We start from the raw sequence: 19,885 nt of genomic DNA on the forward strand, positions 1-19,885 counted from the left end.
GCCCTGTATGAGCACTCTGCCCCGTCGTCTGCTTTGACCCTTCCGGGGAGAGCGGTAGGGTTCCATCTTCTCGCAGCTCGAACGGAGTAGAACCGCACATGGCGGAGGGTGACGTCCGTCAATATTGGGTTCGCAACGACAGGGGCACCTTGTGGGGGCCCCTCACCCTGCCGACCATCGAGCTGCTCATCGACAGCGGCTCCATCAAGGGGAAGCTCCAGGTCTCCGAGGACGGGCGCAACTTCGCCTTCCCCTGGCGATTCCCCGAAGCCCGCGACACCTTCCCCCGGGAGCTCTGGGGTGACGGAGCGCCCGACGCGCCCCAGCAGGCGCCAAGCGCGCCCATGGCAAGCCCCGGTGCGAACCCCGGTGGAATGCCCATGGCCGGTCCGGGTGCGAATCCCAGTGGAATGCCGATGGCCGGTCCGGGCACCGCGCACATGGCCGGCCCTGGTGCGAATCCCGGTGGAATGCCGATGGCGGGCCCGGGTGCGAATCCTGGCGGAATGCCGATGGCGGGCCCGGGTGCGAATCCTGGCGGAATGCCGATGGCCGGTCCGGGCACCGCGCATATGGCGGGACCCGGTGCGGTCGCCAGAAGCACGCCTGGGTCAGCTCCGATGGCAGGGCCCGGAACACGGCCTGGAGATCCTCGCGCCCCAGGCAACCCGGGCGTTGGCGCGCCACAGGGAGCACGCCCCGGAGTTCCGGGTACCGCCGCTCCCGGAGCGCCGAACGTCGCCGCGCGTCCTGCCCCGGGAGTCCCGCCCGGCGTCGCAACGGCCCCCGGGCGGCCTCCCATGGCCACTGCGCCTGGAGTACCGCAAGCGCCCGGAGTCGCTCCGCAGGCGGGAGTTCCCACCGCGGGCACCCGTCCCGCCGGTGCACCGCAAGCGCCCGGAGTCGCTCCGCATGCAGGCGTGCCCGCGACGGGCGCACGCCCCGTGGCACCAGCGCAGCAGGCCTCCGCGACTCCCGGAGCGCAGCAGGCTCCCATGGGAGCCGCTCCGCAGGCAGGAGTTCCCGCTGCTGGCGCGCGCCCCGTCGCGGCCGTTGCAACGGAGGCCGCACCCTACGCGGTGCCAGCCCAGGGACAGCTCGAGCAGACCTCGCCGCTGAACCTCTACGGGCGCGTCGCCATGGCGGAGCAGACGGGCTTGCTCACGCTGACGCTCTCGGACCGCGTCGCCCTGATTCACTTCCGCAAGGGCAACCCGGAGTTCGTCGACTCGACCCATCCCGAGGATGCGCTGGGCACGTCGCTGATGGGTGGGCGACTGCTCACGCCCGAGCAGCTCCAGCAGGCCGAGTCCGCGAAGGACCGCTTCGGTGGAGACCTGCTCGCCGCGCTCTTTGGTCTGGGACTGCTGCAACCCGCCAGCGCCTTCGCCATCCTGGCGCAGCGCGCCGCCAGCATCCTGTTCAAGGCCCTGCGCACCGAGGCGGGCACGTTCACCTTCGAGGTCCGCGAGCTGGCTGGCAACAAGGCCATGCCGCTCGGCAACCGGTGGGCCGTGCTCAGCGACACCGTGCGCCGCATGCCGTCCACGGAGCTCAAGCGCCGGCTCATGCCGGTGCTCCAACTGCCCATCATGAAGTCGGGGGGCATGGTCGCCGCGAGCGAGCTGCGCCTCACCCCGCATGAAGTCCGGGCCCTCACCGTCATCGACGGCGTGCGCTCGGTGAACCAGCTCCTCACCGACTTCCCGCAGGACGCCGACCACCTGCTGCGCCTCGCGTTCCTGCTGCGAGAGCTGGACGCCGTGTCCTTCGCCGCCGTGGCCCCGCAGCCAGGAGCCGGGGCGCACCCCGGTCCTGCTGCCGCGAGTCCACAGGCCGCCCCGACCGGTCCCGCACCCACGGCCCAGGCGCCTCGTCCCGGAAACCCTCCAGGTGTTGGAGCGGCCCCGACTGGAGCAGCCCGCCCTGGCAATCCTCCCGGCGTCGGCACCGCCCCTTCGGGAGCGGCGACTCCTGGCAATCCTCCCGGCGTTGGAGCGGCCCCGGCCGGAGCCGCTCGCCCCGGCAATCCTCCCGGCGTGGGCACCGCCCCTGCTGGAGCCGCCCGTCCCGGCAATCCTCCAGGCGTTGGAGCAGCCCCGGCTGGAGCCGCTCGCCCCGGCAATCCTCCAGGCGTTGGAGCAGCCCCGGCCGGAGCCGCCCGTCCCGGCAATCCTCCCGGCGTGGGCACCGCCGCCGCCGGGGCCGCGCGTCCCGGCAATCCCCCAGGAGCCGCGCCCCGTCCCGCGGGTCCTCCGGTCGTCGGTTCAGCGGCGCCCACGGCGGGCCCAGGCACGGCCCGTCCGGCGCCGCCCACCGTCACCGCCAATGCCCCGGGCTCGGACGAGATTCCGTCGCTGCGCCAGCTCGTCATGGCGCTCAAGCAGCAGAACCACTTCCAGCGGCTGGGGCTCTCGGAGCAGGCGGACTCGAGTGCCGTGAAGGTCGCCTACTTCCGGCTCGCCAAGCTCTACCACCCGGACACGCTGCCGCAGGGCGCGCCTCCGGAGCTGGAGAAGCTCAAGGCCGAGGTGTTCGCCTACATCGGCGATGCCTACCGGATGCTGTCCGACGACAAGAGCCGTGCGTCCTATCTGGAGGAGGTCAAGAGCGGCGGCGCGGGAGCGGAAGTCGACATCAACGCCATCCTGCAGGCCGAAGAGCTCTTCCAGAAGGCGTGCATTCTCGTGAAGGCGCGCAAGTTCCCCGAGGCCGTGAAGATGTTGAACGAGGCCATCCAGCTCAACGCGGAGGAGGCCGAGTTCTACGCGTGGCGGGGCTATGCGCGGTTCTTCACGGCGGCGGACAAGAAGGCGGCGCAGCCGGAGGCGTTCCGGGAAATCCAGAACGCCATCAAGCGCAATGAGCGCTGTGCGCCCGCGCACTACTTCCTCGGGGTGATTGCGAAGCTGTCGGGGGACGTTCCGGGCTCGCTCAAGCACTTCAAGCGGACAGTGGAGCTTCAGCCAGACCACATCGACGCGCAGCGGGAGATTCGCATGGCGGCCCAGAAGAAGTAGGGTGCGCCCCCCGTCCGGGAGGGGCCTGGGGCCCCGCCGGACGAGTCGAAGGAGATAGCAACGTGCCGCTCACCGGGAAGCAACGCCGCCATCTGCGCGCGCTCGGACACCACCTGGAGCCGGTGGTCATCGTCGGTCAATCCGGCGTCACCGAGGGCGTCATCGCCGCCGTCGAGCAGGCGCTGCATGACCACGAGCTCATCAAGGTGAAGATCAACGACGGTCCGGAGACGCGCCAGGAAGCCTCCGCGCGCATCGCCGAGGGCACGGGCGCCGACCAGGCCCAGCTCCTGGGCCGCACCGCCCTGTTCTTCAAGAAGCGCAAAGAGGACTCCAAGTTCGAGAAGTTCTGACGGACCGCGCCCGGGGCCGCCTCACTTGCCGGTGAAGCGGGCCTCGCGGCGCTCAAGGAAGGACTGGACGCCCTCGGCGGCGTCCTCCGTTCCCGCCAGCCGCAGCAGTTGGGGCAGCAGCGCGCGCGCCGCCGCCTCGGGCCCCTCGTGCACCGCCTGTCGCGCGGACGCGAGCGTCGCCTGGACCCCCAGCGGCGCCTGCTTCGACACCGTCTCCGCCAGGGCCAGCGCGCGCTCCAGGTGACGGCCGCGCTCGACGACTTCCTGCACCAGTCCCATCCGGTAGGCCTCGCGCGCGTCGAACTCGTCGCCCGTGAGCAGCCAGCGCATGGCATTGCCCCATCCCGCCCGCTGCGGGAAGCGCAGGGTGGCGCCGCCGAACGGGAAGATGCCGCGCTTGATTTCAATCTGTCCGAAGCGTGCGTCCTCGGAGGCCACCGCGATGTCCGCCGCGAGGATGAGTTCGATGGACAGCGTGAGGCACAGGCCCTGGACGGCGACGATGAGCGGCTTGGTCCTCAGCGCTCCCTGGATGCCCCACGGGTCGATGGCGCCCTCGGAGTAGAGCGGCTCGCCACTGGAGAGGGCGGGCGCGACGCTCGCCAGGTCCAGGCCCGCGGAGAAGTGGTCGCCCACCGCGAAGATGACCATGCACCGCACGTCCGGATGACGGTCCGCCTCGGTCACCGCGGACGACAGTCCCCGCAACATGCCGACGTCGAACGCATTGCGCTTCTCCGGCCGGTGGATGCCGATGAGGGCGAGGTGACCGCGCACTTCCAGGGTGATGCGAGGATCCGATGGGCTCATGGGGCGCTCCACGGTGAAGAAGGGAGCGCCAGTTTCCGCCATGCGGCCCTGGCGACGCCATCACGCTCGCCCCGCCGTCCAGCAAAGGACGTTCAGGACCGTCCCGACAGGCCGCCGACGAGGCCCGCGCATCCAGCCACCGCGGGCGACATCAGCGCGTGAAGCCCGCGGTGCTGGCGGCAAGCTCCGCCGCTTCGCCCAGTCGCTCCAGCAGCGAGGGACCGAAGTACTGCCGTCGCGACTCACCGCCGCTCACGCGCACCAACTCCGGCGTCTCCACATAGCCCACGTATCCACCCGCGAGCCCCAGCACCCCCGAGGCCCCGGTGCGTCCCACCAGCACCGCGCCCGCGTCGACGGTGGGCTCACCCGGCACCGTCACCAGCTCCAGCGGCCCCAGCACCAACGCCGCCACTTCCGCCACGCGCTCGGAGGAACCGCACAGCAGGTTGTCACCCGCGGCGCGAGTGAATGACGGCACCAGCCGCGACGCATCCGGCCGAGGCATCACCGCCTCCGCGCGCACCAATGACAGCCGGACCGAAGGCCCCACGGAAGCCATGGGCACCTTGCCCGCGAGGTCGGACAAGGCCCGAGCAAAGGCGGACACACGCTCCAGCCCCTGCCCTTCGGAGAAGGCCACCGAGGCGTTGCCGACCGCGCCTTGCAACAGCAGCGTCACGCCGCTGCCCTCGGACTCGCGCAGCGAGCTGAGTCGCCCCGGGTAGTCCGGGTCCACGTACGCGCGCTGCCGGGGCACCATCGCGGGATGCGCGGCGAAGAAGAGCAGCTCCGCCACCGGGGCCGAGGCGCCGCGCAGCACCGCGCGAGTCAAGGAGCCATCCGGCGCGGTGCCACCGCTGCGCGTGTAGACGAAGGAGGGCTCCTTCGCCTCGCCCAGCTCCAGCGTCACGTCGGTGAGCGCGGCGGCGGCCTGTTGCAGCGCGGCGCTCGCGGCGGCGACGACGGCCTCCAGCGAGTCCTCCCGGTAGCGCCCCGTCCCGACGAGCTGTGACACCAGGCGGCTGTCATAACCTCCCAGCGAGGAGTGCGTGTGCGTGGCCAGCACCAGCACGTCCTGCAATCCGGCGGCGAGCGCTCGCTCGCGCACCTTGGCGGTCACCGCATCCGTGACGAGCAGCAACTCGAGCGACACCAACCCCACCCGCGTGTTCCCCGACTCCAGCACCACCGCGCGAGCATGGAGCGGCGGGTCGGACTGGCTCGCATCCGGACGCGGAGGCGAGTACCCCGCGACCACCACCGGAAACGGCGGCACGAGCGGCACCTTCGCCGCGCCCGCGCGCAACGCACCTTCTGTTTTCACCTGAGACAGCAGCACGGGCGCGCGCTCCGCCCAGGTGCCACACCAGTTCCATGAACCCAATGAATAAGCGGCACCCACGGTGAGCAGGACCAGGGGAAACAGGGAACGCCAGGAGGCTCGTCGCGGGGAAGCCATGCGGTGGCGAGACTAACGGGACGGTGCTCGTACCGCGAGGCTCGTGTGCCCACATGGGCCGACTCCGGTGGCGGGTGGAATACCCACCAGAGGGGCGTGCGTTCCTGTTCCGCTCATCGCCCGAAAGGAGTAAGGCACCGCGCCATGTGCGGCATCTTCGGAATCACGGGACACGCCGAGGCCTCTAACCTGACGTACCTGGGGCTGCACGCCCTGCAGCACCGCGGTCAGGAGTCCGCTGGCATCGTCGCCTCCGACGGCCACGGTCTTCGGGCGCACCGTCAGATGGGGTTGGTGGCTGATATTTTCGACGCGCCGGTGCTCGCCGGCCTGCCTGGCCAGTCGGCCATCGGACACGTGCGGTACTCGACGGCCGGTGGCAGCCAGCTCAAGAACGCTCAGCCGCTCTTCGTGGCGTACGCGGGAGGACAGGTCGCCGTCGCGCACAATGGCAACCTGGTGAACGCGGGAGCGCTGAAGGAGAAGCTGGAGGCCGACGGAGCCATCTTCCAGTCGGACGCGGACACGGAGGTCATCATGCACCTCCTGGCGCGCTCCAAGCAGGTGAGCTTCGAGCAGAAGCTCGTGGAAGCGCTGCGCAAGGTGGAAGGCGCCTACAGCCTGCTGGTGCTCACGCAGAACAAGCTGGTCGCGGTGAGGGACCCGCTGGGCATCCGGCCGCTGGTGTTGGGGCGGATGAAGGAAGGCGCGTACGTGGTCGCCAGCGAGACGACCGCGTTGGACCTCATCGAAGCGGATGTGGTGCGCGAGCTGGAGCCGGGCGAGCTGCTGGTCATCGAGAACGGCGTGCTGCGCACCAGCAGGCCCTTCGCGGAGCCTCCGCGCCTGGGGCGCTGCATCTTCGAGCAGGTGTACTTCGCGCGTCCGGACTCGGTGTTGTTCGGCAACAGCGTGTACGAGGTGCGCAAGCAGATGGGCATGCAGCTGGCGCGCGAGCAGCCGGCGCCCGACGCGGACCTGGTCATCGCGGTGCCGGACTCGGGCGTGGCGGCGGCCATCGGCTTCTCGCAGCAGAGCGGGATTCCGTATGACGTGGGCCTCATCCGCAGCCACTACGTGGGCCGCACGTTCATCGAGCCGCAGCAGTCCATCCGTCACTTCGGCGTGAAGCTGAAGCTGTCGGCGGTGCGGCACGTGCTCAAGGGCAAGCGCGTGGTGGTGGTGGACGACTCCATCGTCCGGGGCACCACGAGCCGCAAAATCGTGAAGATGATCAAGGCCGCGGGAGCGCTGGAGGTGCATCTGCGCATCTCCTCGCCGCCGACGAAGTGGCCCTGCTTCTACGGCATCGACACGCCGAGCCGTCAGGAGCTCATCGCGGCGACCCACAGCACGGACGAAATCGCGAAGTACGTCACGGCGGACACGCTGGGCTACATCTCGCTGGAGGGGCTGGGCACGGCGGTGGGAGACCCCAGCCGAGGCAGCTTCTGCACGGCGTGTTTCTCGGGCGAGTATCTCATCGGAGAGCTGTCACCCTCCGCGCCGGAAGCGAACAAGCTCACCGCCTGACCGGGCGTTGACGGGACGTACCAGCACAAGGCCCCCTGCCCTCTCTTCGGGTCGGGGGCCTTGCTCGTTCCAGGTGGCGGTCGAGACCTCGCTTCAGCGAGGCCCCTCGCCCATGGACCAGGGCCGTGGTCACTCCGGGCGTCAGTCGAGACGCCACGCCAGCGAGGCGCCGCGCACAGACCTCTGGGCAGGCGCCTCACTCCCTTCGCGCGTCAGTGGCGGTTGTCGAACTGGATGCCCTCGCGAACCTCGCCGAGCGCCTGCTCGGTGAGGCCGATGGCCTTCACGCGGTGGCCGCCCTTGTCGGGGGACGCGTTCTTCAGGGTGGAGAGCGCCTTCTCCAGATGCACCAAGGCGTCACGCATGCGCGGCTGACGCTCCGCCTGGGCCTGGTTGACGAAACCGCCGAGGAAGAAGGCGACAGTGGCGGCGAGGACGGTGCGGCGCATGAAAGGCTCCCGAGGAGGACGCGTCAGTGACGCGAGGAGGGTGTTTCCCTCTGGAACCCAGGAGCCGCCCGGAAGTTGCGGGGCCCCGGCTAAACCTTCCCGCCGCTCTTCACGGGAGGCGCGGGCGGCAGCGAAGCCCCCGCGATGAAGTCCGTGAGGTCGGAGGGAAGCGGAGCCTCGAAGGCAACTTCCACACCGGTGCCAGGATGCGGGAAGACGATGCGCGCGGCATGCAGCGCATGTCGTGGCAGCCGCAGCCGGGTCCACGCCTCGGGCTCCAGGCTGTGCTTGCTGAAGCGATCAAAATAGCCGGGGTCCGGCCCGTACATCTTGTCGCCCACCAGCGGGAAGCCCGCGACGTGCAGGTGGATGCGAATCTGATGCTGACGACCTGTCTCCGGAAAGCAGCGCAGCAGCGCGAAGGGGGCGCCATCGCGAGTGAAGCGCTGGAGCACCTGGAACCGGGTGCGGCTCGGCTTGCCCTCCACGGGGTCGATGCGCACGGCGATGCGGATGAGTTCGGTGCCCTCGGCGATGGGCGCGTCGACAACGAAGGAGTCCTCGGAGGGATGGCCCTCGCAGACGGCGAGGTACTCCTTGTGCACGTCGCGCGAGACGAAGAGTCGTCCCAGCATCCGGCAGGACTCGGTGGTGCGTCCGCAGACGACGAGCCCGCTGGTCTCCCGGTCCAGTCGGTGCGCGGGCTCGGCGAAGCGCTCACCGAAGCGCTCGCGCAGGATGGAGACGAGGGTGCCCTTGTGGTAGCGCGCGGTGGGATGGATGGGCAGTCCCGCGGGCTTGTCGAGCACGAGCAGCCAGTCATCCTGGAAGACAACAGGGAGCGCCGTGGGCGTCTCGGGTTCTTCGGTACCGGGACGGCGCAGTCGGAAGGCCATGCCGGGATACACAGGCGTGGAGGGCTTCAGCCGCTGCTCGTCACAGCGAACACCGCGCAGGATGATTCCGGCCAGGCGCTCCCGAGGCATTCGGCGCAGCTTCTGGCCCAGGTAGTCCTCCAGGCGCCAGCCCGCATAGTTGGGCTCGACGACGAAGGGGATGTCGACGAAGCCCTCGGGGGCCGGGTCCTTCTCGGAGGCGGAGACCTCCGCCGATGCGTCCTCATCGCCGCGCATGACCTCCCAGCTCTAACATGGAGCGGAAGCACGCACAGTCGGAACGAGCACGGCCACGAGGCACCGTCACACAGGTGTCGCGGCCCCTCGTCACCTCCATCAAGCGGAGACAGCGCGAAGCGAGCCCTGCTCGACGGAGAGGAAGCGCGCGAACAGGTCCGCGATGCGCTCACCCGAGCGACCATCCCAGTACTCCGGCACGCGGCCCTTCTTGCCCTGCCCGTTGAGCGCGCGGTCGGCGGCCTCGCGGATGCGGTCCGGGTCGGTGCCCACCACCTCGTTGGTCCCTTCCTCGACGGTGATGGGGCGCTCGGTCTGTTCGCGCAGGGTGAGGCACGGCACGCCCAGCGCAGTGGTCTCCTCCTGGAGTCCGCCCGAGTCGGTGAGGATGAGCCGGGCCTGCGACGTCAGCGCGAGGAACTCCAGGTAGCCCATGGGGTCCACGGGGCGCAGGTTCGGATTGCGCTCGAACGCGGAGCCCAGGCCCTGCTCGGAGATCATCTTCCGAGTGCGCGGGTGCACCGGGAAGACGACCGGGATGCGGGAGGCCACGTGAGCAATCGCGGACAGCAGCCCGCCGAGCACGCGCGGGTCATCCACGTTGGACGGCCGGTGGAGCGTGCACACCGCGTAGCCATGAGGCGCAAGGCCCAGGCTCTTCAGCACGGGTAGCTGCTCCGCCCGCTCCTTCGAGGCGAGCAGTGAGTCGATCATCACGTTGCCCACGAAGTGGATGCGGTCCGGCTCCAGCCCTTCCTTGAGCAGGTTGGCATCCGCGTCGCGCGAGGGCGTGAGGAGCAGGTCGGCCAGCCGGTCGGTGACGACGCGGTTGATTTCCTCCGGCTGGTGCCGGGAGTAGCTGCGCAGGCCGGCCTCGACGTGGGCCAGGGGAATCGCCAGCTTCGACGACACGAGCGCGGCGGCGACAGTGCTGTTCACGTCACCCACGACGGAGACGAGGTCCGGCTTGTGCTCCAGGAAGACCTTCTCCAGCTCCACCATCGTCCGGGCCGTCTGCTGTGCGTGGCTGCCGGAGCCGATGCCCAGGTGCACGTCCGGCGCGGGCAGGCCCAGGTCGGAGAAGAAGACGTCGCTCATCTTGACGTCGTAGTGCTGCCCCGTGTGGATGAGGATCTGCTGGAGCGGGGTGCGCGCGGCGATGGCCCGGTGGATGGGCGCGACCTTCATGAAATTGGGCCGCGCACCGACGATATGGATGACCTTCTTCATGTCGCCAGCCAAGCTAGGCACGGCGAGTCGGATGCCTAGTGGCTGCGGGGCGACTCGTCTCCGCGGAGCCAGCGTCCGTCCTGAATCTGATAGACCGAGTGTGCCATGCCCTCCTCACGCACCATCGCCGTCATCCCCGCCCGTCATGCCAGCACCCGCTTCCCCGGCAAGCCGCTCGTCCTCATCGCCGGCAAGCCCATGGTGGAGCACGTGTGGCTCCGCTGTCAGGAGGCGGGCGTCTTCGACGAGGTCTGGGTGGCCACGGACGACGAGCGCATCCGCGCCACCGTGGAGGGCTTCGGAGGCCGCGCGGTGATGACCAGCCCCGCCTGCGCCACGGGGACGGACCGGGTGGCGGAGGTGGCGCGCGAGCGGCCCGACGTGGACGTGTGGGTGAACGTCCAGGGTGACGAGCCCCTGGTGGACCCGGAGGCGCTCAAGTCGCTCGCCGGACTCTTCACGGACACCACCGTGTGCATGGGCACACTCGTCAGGCCCCTGGAGGCGGACGAAGCGGACAGCCCGCACGTGGTGAAGGCGGTGCTCGCGCTCAACGGCGACGCGCTCTACTTCAGCCGCAGCCTCGTCCCCCACGCACGGGAGACCGGGACTCCCGTCCCCCGCTGGGGCCACATCGGCCTGTATGGTTACCGGCGGGACGTCTTGTTGCGGCTCGCGGAGCTGGCGCCCACTCCGCTCGAGGAGACGGAGAAGCTGGAGCAGCTCCGCGCGCTGGAGCACGGCATCTCCATCCGCTGCGCCCGAGTCTCCTGGCGCACAGTCGCGGTGGATGTCCCCGGAGACGTCGCGAAGGTTGAAGCCGTCATGCGCGAGAAAGGACTGTAGCCATGGGCATCTTCCAGGACCTGTTTGGCGGAAACGACACCAAGGCGAAGGACGAGACGCCGGAGGCCCCCGCCGCCACGCCCCCGGAGCCCGCGAAGGAAGTCCCCGCGAATCCCCACGTCGCGGCGGCGGCACCGACGCCCGCGCCAACGCCCGCGCCCGCACCGACGCCGAGGAACGACCCGCGCCGACGCAAGTGGGCGGACGACGAGGAGCACCAGATGGAGGGCGTGCAGCGACTGGTGTCGCGCAAGGTGGAGCGGGTGCTGGAGCAACTCGGGACGCTCGCGATACGAGCCCGCACGGGCGAGGAGGTCCCCACCGTCACCGTCACGCTGCACCTGGCCCACGGGCACACCGTGACGGGCACGGTGGTGGACTACGCGCCGCGAGACTCGGTGCTGCTGGCGCTCGGCAAGGAGGGCCTGCTCGGCTCGGAGTCGGTGACGTACGTGGACCTGGCGACGGTGGTCGCGGTGACGGTGGGCCAGGCCAGCAAGCTGCTCGAGCTGACGCAACTGGTGCGCCCCACGCCCACGCGTCAGGACGTGGCGACGTTGGTGGAGAAGCTGCCGCACGCCCTCACCGAGCAGTTCTGGCCGGGCGAGAAGGCACTGGGTGGCAGGCCGCTGCGCTTCGAGGTGGACTGGGTGGGGTTGGATGACGAGCCCGGACGTCGCGCGCTGGAGGCCGCGGTGAATGTCACGGGCCACGCGTTGCGCGCGCTCGCGCAGGAGCAGGGACGCGAGGTGATGCGCCGCATCGCCACGGTGCGCTTCGTCCGAGGCAAGGGCATGCGAGCCGCGTTGGAGGGCGAGACGGGCACGGTGACGGTGGGCGAGGGAGAGCCCACCGTGTCCGCCTTCCGCAAGGCCTTCGCCTCCGGCCTCAAATGACGGGCAGCTCGTCGCTGTAGGCGCCCTTGGGGAACGCGGCGTCGATGCGCGCCAGCTCGTCCGAGGAGAGCTTCAGCGACACGGCGGCCGCGTTGTCGCGCAGGTGGGCCACGCGGCTCGCCTTGGGAATGGCGAACAACGAGGGCCGCCGCACGAGGAACTGGAGCGCCACCTGCCGGGCCGTGGCGTCATGCGCCCGGGCGATGGCCTCCAGCACGCGCCCTCCCGGACTCTGGGGCTTGGGGAAGCGGCCGTTGCCGAAGGGGCTGTAGCCCACCACCGCCACACCCTGCTCCTCGCACCACGGGAGGACGGCGTGTTCGATGGCCCGCTCCTCCAGGTGGTAGAGGACCTGGTTGCAGGCGATGCGCTCGGGCTTCGTGAGCGTCAGCAGTTCGTCCAAATCCGACACCGCGAAGTTGCTCACGCCCCAGGAGCGAATCTTCCCGTCCGCGACCAGCTTCTCGAAGGCGCGCACCGTCTCCGCCAGCGGGTGCGAGCCGGGCCAGTGCAGCAGATAGCAGTCGAGCCAGTCGGTGCGCAGTCGCTTCAGGCTCCGCTCGCACGCGGTCAGCGTGCCCGCGTAGGTGGCATTGGAGGGCATGACCTTCGACACGAGGAAGACCCCCTCGCGTCGTCCGGCGATGGCCTCGGAGACGATGGACTCCTCCACGCGGCCATGGCCGTACAACTCGGCGGTGTCGACTTGGGTGAGCCCCAGGTCCAACCCCGCGCGCAGGGAGCGGATGGCCTCCTCGCGGTCATCCTCCTCCATCTGCCACGTGCCCTGACCGAGGACGGGGACCTGCTTCCCGGTGCCACCGAAAACACGCTGCTCCATGGCCTACCTCCGTGCCCCGAAGGATTAGCACCTCCCACCCGCTCCGACAGCCCGCGACCGTGCGAAGCGAGGGGCTCCGCGCTAGTCTCCGCGCGTGTCCCCCACCTCGACCGCCTCCAAGCCCCATCTCCCCTCGCGGTTGACGCTGGGCCGCCTGCTCACCCTCGCGAAGCCGGAGGTCCCCACGCTCGTCGTGGGCACGTTCTTCCTGCTCGTCAGCAGCGCGGCCACGCTGGTGTTTCCGCGCGCCATCGGAGACCTGGTGGACGAGGCGCTCGGCGCCCGCAATCGCTCGCGGCTCGACACCATCGCCCTGGTGATGTTCGGCGTCTTCGTCGTGCAGTCGGTGGCCATGGCGTTGCGCGTCTACCTCTTCAGCAACGCGGGCGAGCGCGTGGTGACGCGGCTGCGCAAGCGCCTGTTCCAGAGCCTGCTCTCCCAGGAGGTGGCCTTCTTCGACGAGCGCCGCACCGGTGAGCTCACCAGCCGGCTCGCCTCGGACACGAGCATCCTGCAGAGCACCGTCACCACCAATGTCTCCATGATGCTGCGCTACGCCTGCCAGGGGCTCGGCGGCGTGGTGCTGCTCTTCTTGACGTCCCCGCGCCTGACGATGGTGATGCTCGCCCTCATCCCCGCGGTGGCCATTGGCGCGGTGGTGTATGGCCGTCGCGTGCGCGTGCTCGCCAAGGCGGCACAGGACGCGCTCGCGGCCTCCAGCGAGGTGGCCGAGGAGGACCTCTCCGGCATCCGCACGGTGCGCTCCTTCGCCGCGGAGAGCCATGAAGTCGAACGCTACGGCGCGGCGGTGGACCGGGCGCTCCAGCTCGCGAAGGAGCGCGCGCGGCAGGGTGCGCTCTTCATGGGCAGCGCCTCCATCGCCATGTACGGCTCCACCGCGGCGATGCTCTGGTACGGCGGCCGGATGGTGGTGGACGGTGAGCTCAGCGCCGGCGCGCTCACGTCGTTCCTCATCTACACCTCGCTGGTGGCGCTCTCGCTGAGCGCCGTGACGGAGGTGTGGGCGGACGTCATGCGTGCCACCGGCGCCGCCGAGCGCGTCTTCGAGCTGGTGGACCGCGAGCCCGCGATTCCCGCCGGCGGAGAGCGGCTGGCCTCGGTGAAGGGACACGTGGAGTTCCGCGCCGTGCGCTTCTCCTACCCCACGCGCCCCGACGTGCCAGTGCTCCAGGGCCTGGACCTGGAGCTGCGGCCCGGCGAGGTCGTCGCCGTGGTGGGCCCGTCCGGTGCGGGCAAGTCCACCCTCGCGTCACTGCTGTCCCGCTTCTATGACCCGCAAGGGGGCGCCGTCGCCCTGGACGGACATGCGCTCACCACGCTGGAGCCGGAGTGGCTGCGCCGCAACATCGGCATGGTGGCGCAGGAGCCGCAGCTGTTCTCCTGCTCCATCGCGGACAACATCCGCTACGCGAAGCCGGACGCCACCGACGCCCAGGTGGAAGAGGCCGCGCGCGCCGCCAATGCCCACGACTTCATCCAGCGCTTCCCGGAAGCCTACGGCACCCAGGTGGGCGAGCGCGGCGTCCAGCTCTCCGGAGGCCAGAAGCAGCGCGTGGCCATCGCCCGCGCCGTGCTGAAGGACCCCCGCCTGCTGATCCTCGACGAGGCGACGAGCGCCCTGGATGCGGAGAGCGAACACCTGGTGAAGGACGCGCTGGAGCGCCTGATGAAGGGCCGCACCACGCTCATCATCGCCCACCGCCTGTCCACCGTGGCCAACGTGGACCGGGTGCTCGTGCTGGAGGGCGGCCGCATCGTCCAGAGCGGCACCCACGCGAGCCTCATGAGCCAGGAAGGCCTCTACCGCCGGCTGGTGGAGCGCCAGTTCGTCGCCGCCTGAACGGCTGGCCACCACCCGAGCCCGCGCTTATCGCTCTGGAAAGTGGCGCGGAATCAAGCCGGTGATTAGCTCTTCCATCCTCAAGAAAGGAGGTGATGCCTTGATTGACAGCAAGAATCAGGCGTCCACCTCCGCCACGGCGGCCTGAAGAGGGTCACCGCGGCGGTGGCAGACGCTGAAGGTTTCAAGGGCCCGTTTCCGCGTTCGCGCGGGGACGGGTCTTTTACTTTCTCCCGGGAATGGAGTCGTAAGCGACCTGTTCCGACCCGCCGGGGGGAGTGGCCGACCCTTTTCGTACCCATCCGGGAGATTCGCCGTGTCCATCACCCCGTGCCCCAGCCCTCTGCCCACCGCCCTGCGCGACGAAGAGGCTGTCGATGCGCAGCGCAACCTCTACTGCCCCAACTACGACGCCTGCCTGCACATGGTCGTCAAGCGCGGCTGGGAGGGGTGGAGCTGCCGCAATTGCGATCTGCGCGCCTTCCGGGTCGGACAACCCGACGTCCGGGAGTTCGCCGTGTCTCGCCCGGGTGGTTGGGACGGCAACTGAGAAGGTGTCAGCCGGGGCGCCGACCGGCCGCACGTCCTACTCAGAATAATTGACGCATCCCTGCCCTACTTGGCAGAACGGGATATGCGCTCCAAGAAAACCAAGTTCATTTTCGTGACGGGCGGAGTGGTCAGCTCCCTCGGCAAGGGCCTCGCTTCGGCATCCATCGGCGCCCTGCTCGAGAACCGTGGGCTCGCCGTCACGCTGCTCAAGCTGGACCCGTACATCAACGTGGACCCGGGCACGATGAGCCCGTTCCAGCACGGCGAGGTCTTCGTCACGGAGGATGGTGGCGAGACGGACATGGACCTGGGCCACTACGAGCGGTTCACCAACGCTCGGATGAGCCGGCTCAACAATTTCACGTCGGGCCGCATCTACCACGCGGTCATCATGAAGGAGCGCCGCGGCGAGTACCTGGGCAAGACGGTGCAGGTGATTCCGCACATCACCGATGAAATCAAGGCGAGCGTCCGTCAGGCGGCCCAGGACGCGGACGTGGTGATTGTGGAGGTCGGTGGCACGGTGGGCGACATCGAGTCGCTGCCGTTCCTCGAGGCCATCCGGCAGATGCGCTACGACGTGGGCAGCCAGAACGCCGTCTACGTGCACCTGACGCTCCTGCCGTACATCGGCGCGGCGGGCGAGGTGAAGACCAAGCCCACGCAGCACTCGGTGATGAAGCTGCGGGAGATTGGCATCCAGCCCGACTTCCTCGTGTGTCGCACGGACCGCGAGGTGTCTCGGGAGATCAAGGACAAGATCGCCATGTTCTGCAACGTGGACACGGGCAACGTGTTCACCTCGCCGGACGTGCGCAGCATCTACGAGCTGCCGCTGGAGCTGCACCGCCAGGGTCTGGATGACCGGCTCGCGGAGGTGCTCAACATCTGGAGCCGCGCGCCGCACCTGGAGCGCTGGGAGAACATCATCCGCAAGGTGTACGAGCCCGCGCGCGGCCAGGTCCAGGTCGCCATCGTCGGCAAGTACGTGAACCTGACGGAGAGCTACAAGAGCCTCAACGAGGCGCTCTTGCACGGCGGCATCGCCAACGACGTGAAGGTGAACCTGCACTTCGTGGACAGCCAGGACGTGGAGGCGCAAGGCCCGGAGAAGCTGCTGGCGGGCGTGGACGCCATCCTCGTGCCCGGCGGCTTCGGCGTGCGTGGCACCGAGGGCAAAATCGCCGCGGTCCGCTACGCGCGGGAAAAGAAAATCCCCTTCTTCGGCATCTGCCTGGGCCTGCAGATGGCCGTCGTGGAGTTCAGCCGCAGCGTGCTGGGCCTCCCCGCGGCCAACAGCCTGGAGTTCAACGAGCACACCCCGCACCCCGTCGTGACGCTCATGGAGAGCCAGGTCACGGTGCAGGACAAGGGCGGCACCATGCGTCTGGGCAGCTACGCCTGCGCGCTCAAGCCCGGCTCACGGGCACACCAGCTGTATGGCCAGGACACCATCCAGGAGCGTCATCGCCACCGCTTCGAGGTGAACAACGCCTACCGGGGCCGGCTTCAGGAGGCGGGACTCGTCATCTCCGGGCATAATCCGGAGCTGAACCTCGTGGAGATGATTGAATTGTCGGACCACCCGTACTTCGTCGGCTGCCAGTTCCATCCCGAGTTCAAGAGCAAGCCCTTTGCTCCTCACCCCCTTTTCTCCGGCTTCATCAAGGCGGCGCTCGAGCAGCGTGACGCCACGGCCGGTCAGGTGCGCGCATGAGCGCCAGCAGCCTCCCCATCAACCTGTGTGGTTACAAGGTCGGCCCCGGGCAGAAGCTCTTCGTCATCGCCGGCCCGGACAGCATCGAGTCCGAGGAGATGGCGCTGAAACATGCTCACTTGCTCAAGGGCATCACCAGCCGACTGGGCGTGCCCTACGCGTTCAAGTGCTCCTACGACAAGGCCAACCGGACAAGCGGGAAGTCCTTCCGAGGTCCTGGCCTCCGGGAAGGGCTGCGTATTCTAGCGCGTATCAGGGATGAAGTGGGCGTCCCGGTCCTCACGGACGTCCATGAAACCAGCCACGTAGGTCCTGCCTCGGAAGTTGTGGATATCATCCAGATACCGGCGTTCCTGTGCCGGCAGACAGACTTGGTGGAGGCCGTGGCTCGCACGGGGAAGGGCGTGAACTTGAAGAAGGGACAGTTCGTAGCCCCCAGGGACATCGTCCACTCGGCGCGCAAGGCGTTCGAGTCGGGCAACCCCAACGTGCTCGTCACGGAGCGGGGGTCCACGTTCGGCTACAACAACCTGGTGGTGGACATGCGAGGGCTCGCCCACATGCGCGAGGCGGGCCTGGCCGTGTGCTTCGACGCCACGCATTCCGTGCAGCAGCCCAGCTCCGGCGACGGAGTGACGGGGGGCGAGCGCAGGTTCGTCTCACTGCTCGCCCATGCCGCCGCGGCGGCCGGGATTGATGCATTGTTCACGGAAGTCCATGAGGACCCTGATCGTGCCCTGTGTGACGGTCCGTGCTCCCTCAATCCACAGATGTTCGAGGACGTGGTACGAAATGTGCTGAACATCCGCCGGGTGTTGGGACACGAGCCCGGTTGATGGACACGACGAGGGGAGGAGCCGAGCGAGTCATGTCGACGGAAGCACCTTCCAAGCCTGGAAAGGAAGAGCTGACGTCTCGCGCGGCACGCGTGCGGCTGCTTGTCTTCGACGTGGACGGGGTGCTCACCGACGGCGGCCTGTATTACGGCGACGGCGGGGAGCTCATGAAGCGCTTCGATGTGAAGGATGGCCACGCCCTGGTCATGGCCCGGTTGTCGGGCCTGCCCGCCGCCATCCTCACCGCCCGCACCTCAGGAATCGTGGAGGCTCGCGGGAGGGAGCTCGGGCTGGCGGCTGTGTTTCAAGGCCGCCGCGACAAGGGTGCCGCACTGGACGAGCTGCTCCAGCAACTGGCCGTTCCCCTGGAGGCGTGTGCCTACATGGGTGACGACCACAATGACCTGGCCCCTCTTTCGAGGGTGGGCTTGTCCGCGTGTCCCGCGGATGCTGTTCCCGAGGTGCGTCAGGAGGTTCACTTCATCACCCAGAGTCCGGGCGGCCGTGGCGCCGCCCGAGAGCTCGTCGAGCTGTGCCTCAAGGCCAGTGGACGGTGGGAGAACGCCGTGGGTCTGATGAGGGGGACTGATGGACGCAGTGCGCAGAGAGGTTGAAGGAAACCCCGTATTCAAGGTAGGTGGTTGATTCCATGGGCAGCGGAATGATGCAGCAAGAGGGGAGTACGGCGATGACGGACCAGCTCTACACGACGCACGACATCAGTCGCTTGCTTCAGGTGGATCCGTCCACGGTGAGCAAGTGGATTGACCGGGGCATCCTGATGGCTTTCAGGACGCCGGGCGGTCACCGCCGGGTGCGGTCGGCGGACCTGCGCACGTTCCTCATCACCCACCAGATGCCGGTGCCGGAGGAGTTGGGCAGCGGCACGGTGCGCCTGTTGGTGGTGGACGACGAGCGCGCGGTGCTGGACGCCATCAAGCGCGCGTTCAAGCCGTTCGCGGCGCAGGTGGAGTTGCAGACGACGACCAGTGGCGTGGAGGCGTTGCTGCTGGTGTCCGAGCAGAAGCCGCACGGCATGATCATCGACCTCAACATGCCGGACATCGATGGCCTGGAGGTGTGCCGTCGTATTCGTCAGCGCAAGCAGATGGAGGGCGTGCGTCTCATCACGATGACGTCCGTGCACACCGCCGATGTGGTGGAGCAGTCGAAGCAGGCCGGCGCGCTCGCGTGCCTCGCCAAGCCGCTGGATGTACAGCAGGTGCTGGAGCTGTTCCGCGTGCCCATCTCGCTCAGCGCCAAGCGCTGAAGCGCGGAGGGCTTCCGCCACCCCCTCGCGGAAGCCCTCGACAGGGGTGAAGTCAGCAGGAAGCCGCGCCGTTTTCGGCGGACAGCGGCCTCCCAGGAGGGGTGTGCGCGCGGTTCAGCTCTGGACCTTGACCTCGATGACTCGGGGCTTGGACTCCTCGCGCCGAGGCAGCGTCAGCGTCAGCACGCCTTGCTCGTAGCGCGCCTCCACCTGGGTGGCGTCCACGGTCTCCGGAAGGGAGAACGAGCGCGTGAAGCTGCCCTGGCCGCGCTCCTGACGACGCACGCTGACGCCTTCGGCGAGCGGCTGCGCCTTGCGTTCGGCCTTCACGGTGAGCACGTCGCGCTCCACCGTCACCTGGATGTCCTTCACGTCCACGCCAGGGATGTCGAGGTGCAACGTGACGCCGGCCTCGGACTCGAGGATGTCGGCCGCGGGAGCGCGCTCGGTGCTCCGCGCGGACTGACGGAACAAGCCCGGCTGCCCCAGCTCACGGAAGAGCGCGTCGAAGTCGCGCATCAGGGGGTTCACCACCACGGCGGAGTTGAACGGGTTTCGGCTTTGCATGGTCTTCTCCTGTGCGTGCCACCCTGGGCAGGGTGCACGGTGTGTGAATCACAGACGTTGTCGTAGTCGGCGGTCGCCTCGGGGGCCCCATCGGGGCTCCACTCCAGCGCCGCCTCACAAGACTCAAGAGAACCATGCTCCGGGACGTGTCAAGCAACGCCCCCGGCCCCGCCGCGCCCGTCCCCACAAGCCCGCCTGCCTGCCCTCCTGCGCACCGGGAAGGCGCCTTCCAGGACGGGTACCGCGGCGTCAGTCGTCCTCGCGGCCCAGGGACACGGAGACGGCTTCCTCGTCACGGGCGACGTGCACCGTCCAGGGACGGCAGCACACGGGGCAGTCCTCGATGTAGTGCTCCGCGCTGGCGCCGATGGGGTCCACGTCGACCTCTACCTCCTCGCCGCAGTAGGGGCACTGCTGGATGGCGGTTTCCGCGAAGGGCTGCATGGTGGTGCCTCCTCGCCCTCGAAGCGGGCGATTGCGTCGCGGACTGAGCGTCCGCGCATTCAGAC

The 19,885-nt window shown here is 69.0% G+C and carries 19 protein-coding genes; 11 read left to right on the plus strand and 8 right to left on the minus strand.

The window, feature by feature from the left end; all coding sequences use genetic code 11:
• Positions 1-995: 995 nt before the first annotated feature.
• Both HUA78_RS47545 and yhbY read left to right on the plus strand, forming a co-directional pair.
• Positions 996-3,020 carry a DnaJ domain-containing protein gene (locus HUA78_RS47545; RefSeq protein ID WP_305798537.1) on the plus strand — a complete coding sequence of 675 codons (2,025 nt, stop codon included), beginning with the start codon at positions 996-998 and terminating at the stop codon, positions 3,018-3,020.
• Positions 3,021-3,082: 62 nt separating this feature from the next.
• Complete coding sequence (gene yhbY, locus HUA78_RS47550; RefSeq protein ID WP_141643135.1) at positions 3,083-3,373, plus strand: ribosome assembly RNA-binding protein YhbY; 291 nt, start codon at positions 3,083-3,085, stop codon at positions 3,371-3,373.
• Positions 3,374-3,394: 21 nt separating this feature from the next.
• On the opposite strand, the gene HUA78_RS24650 is transcribed toward yhbY, so the two are convergent.
• The gene (locus HUA78_RS24650; protein WP_141643136.1) at positions 3,395-4,183 is read right to left on the minus strand and encodes a crotonase/enoyl-CoA hydratase family protein; all 789 of its coding nucleotides are present in this window, start codon (positions 4,181-4,183) and stop codon (positions 3,395-3,397) included.
• 151 nt (positions 4,184-4,334) lie between these two features.
• Complete coding sequence (locus HUA78_RS24655; protein WP_141643137.1) at positions 4,335-5,645, minus strand: neutral/alkaline non-lysosomal ceramidase N-terminal domain-containing protein; 1,311 nt, start codon at positions 5,643-5,645, stop codon at positions 4,335-4,337.
• A gap of 144 nt (positions 5,646-5,789) precedes the next feature.
• On the opposite strand from HUA78_RS24655, the gene purF reads away from it, so the two are divergent.
• Complete coding sequence (gene purF, locus HUA78_RS24660) at positions 5,790-7,178, plus strand: amidophosphoribosyltransferase (protein ID WP_174454590.1); 1,389 nt, start codon at positions 5,790-5,792, stop codon at positions 7,176-7,178.
• Between the two features lie 212 nt (positions 7,179-7,390).
• On the opposite strand, the gene HUA78_RS24665 is transcribed toward purF, so the two are convergent.
• The 3 genes from HUA78_RS24665 to wecB form a co-directional block, all read right to left on the minus strand.
• Positions 7,391-7,627, minus strand: a complete 237-nt coding sequence (locus HUA78_RS24665) for a hypothetical protein (protein ID WP_174459721.1) — start codon at positions 7,625-7,627, stop codon at positions 7,391-7,393.
• A gap of 89 nt (positions 7,628-7,716) precedes the next feature.
• Positions 7,717-8,760, minus strand: coding sequence for an RluA family pseudouridine synthase (locus HUA78_RS24670; protein WP_174477293.1), 1,044 nt, complete (start codon positions 8,758-8,760; stop codon positions 7,717-7,719).
• A gap of 99 nt (positions 8,761-8,859) precedes the next feature.
• Positions 8,860-9,990, minus strand: a complete 1,131-nt coding sequence (gene wecB / locus HUA78_RS24675) for a non-hydrolyzing UDP-N-acetylglucosamine 2-epimerase (RefSeq protein ID WP_174477294.1) — start codon at positions 9,988-9,990, stop codon at positions 8,860-8,862.
• Positions 9,991-10,095: 105 nt separating this feature from the next.
• On the opposite strand from wecB, the gene kdsB reads away from it, so the two are divergent.
• On the plus strand, positions 10,096-10,836 hold the full coding sequence (gene kdsB, locus HUA78_RS24680; protein ID WP_174477295.1) for a 3-deoxy-manno-octulosonate cytidylyltransferase: 741 nt from the start codon (positions 10,096-10,098) through the stop codon (positions 10,834-10,836).
• A gap of 2 nt (positions 10,837-10,838) precedes the next feature.
• The gene (locus tag HUA78_RS24685; RefSeq protein WP_174477296.1) at positions 10,839-11,732 is read left to right on the plus strand and encodes a hypothetical protein; all 894 of its coding nucleotides are present in this window, start codon (positions 10,839-10,841) and stop codon (positions 11,730-11,732) included.
• On the opposite strand, the gene HUA78_RS24690 is transcribed toward HUA78_RS24685, so the two are convergent.
• Entirely contained in the window at positions 11,725-12,573 is an 849-nt protein-coding gene (locus tag HUA78_RS24690; protein ID WP_174477297.1) for an aldo/keto reductase, read from the minus strand. The two genes, HUA78_RS24685 and HUA78_RS24690, sit on opposite strands and share 8 nt — an antisense overlap.
• Before the next feature lie 94 nt (positions 12,574-12,667).
• Here HUA78_RS24690 and HUA78_RS24695 point away from each other — a divergent pair, with 94 nt between their 5' ends.
• From HUA78_RS24695 to HUA78_RS24720, 6 genes are all read left to right on the plus strand, one after another.
• Positions 12,668-14,434 carry an ABC transporter transmembrane domain-containing protein gene (locus tag HUA78_RS24695; RefSeq protein WP_174477298.1) on the plus strand — a complete coding sequence of 589 codons (1,767 nt, stop codon included), beginning with the start codon at positions 12,668-12,670 and terminating at the stop codon, positions 14,432-14,434.
• Between the two features lie 316 nt (positions 14,435-14,750).
• Positions 14,751-14,984, plus strand: a complete 234-nt coding sequence (locus HUA78_RS24700; RefSeq protein ID WP_141643146.1) for a hypothetical protein — start codon at positions 14,751-14,753, stop codon at positions 14,982-14,984.
• Positions 14,985-15,068: 84 nt separating this feature from the next.
• Positions 15,069-16,703: a CTP synthase gene (locus HUA78_RS24705; protein WP_141643147.1), complete on the plus strand. Its 1,635-nt coding sequence runs from the start codon at positions 15,069-15,071 to the stop codon at positions 16,701-16,703.
• Positions 16,700-17,539 (plus strand): 3-deoxy-8-phosphooctulonate synthase, encoded by an 840-nt coding sequence (kdsA, locus tag HUA78_RS24710; protein ID WP_141643148.1) that lies wholly within the window; start codon positions 16,700-16,702, stop codon positions 17,537-17,539. The genes HUA78_RS24705 and kdsA overlap by 4 nt, the downstream gene beginning before the upstream one ends.
• A 32-nt stretch (positions 17,540-17,571) precedes the next feature.
• Entirely contained in the window at positions 17,572-18,153 is a 582-nt protein-coding gene (locus HUA78_RS24715; protein WP_141643149.1) for an HAD family hydrolase, read from the plus strand.
• A 35-nt stretch (positions 18,154-18,188) separates the two neighbouring features.
• A complete protein-coding gene (locus HUA78_RS24720; RefSeq protein WP_015346747.1) occupies positions 18,189-18,809 on the plus strand; it encodes a response regulator in 621 nt (206 codons plus the stop codon).
• Positions 18,810-18,923: 114 nt separating this feature from the next.
• On the opposite strand, the gene HUA78_RS24725 is transcribed toward HUA78_RS24720, so the two are convergent.
• Together HUA78_RS24725 and HUA78_RS24730 are read right to left on the minus strand one after the other, a co-directional pair.
• Entirely contained in the window at positions 18,924-19,376 is a 453-nt protein-coding gene (locus tag HUA78_RS24725) for an Hsp20/alpha crystallin family protein (RefSeq protein ID WP_141643150.1), read from the minus strand.
• Between the two features lie 249 nt (positions 19,377-19,625).
• Entirely contained in the window at positions 19,626-19,820 is a 195-nt protein-coding gene (locus HUA78_RS24730; protein WP_141643151.1) for a CPXCG motif-containing cysteine-rich protein, read from the minus strand.
• Positions 19,821-19,885 lie beyond the last annotated feature (65 nt).

The sequence above is a fragment of the Myxococcus sp. CA033 genome (assembly GCF_013336625.1).
Classification (GTDB): Bacteria; Myxococcota; Myxococcia; order Myxococcales; family Myxococcaceae; genus Myxococcus; species Myxococcus llanfairpwllgwyngyllgogerychwyrndrobwllllantysiliogogogochensis.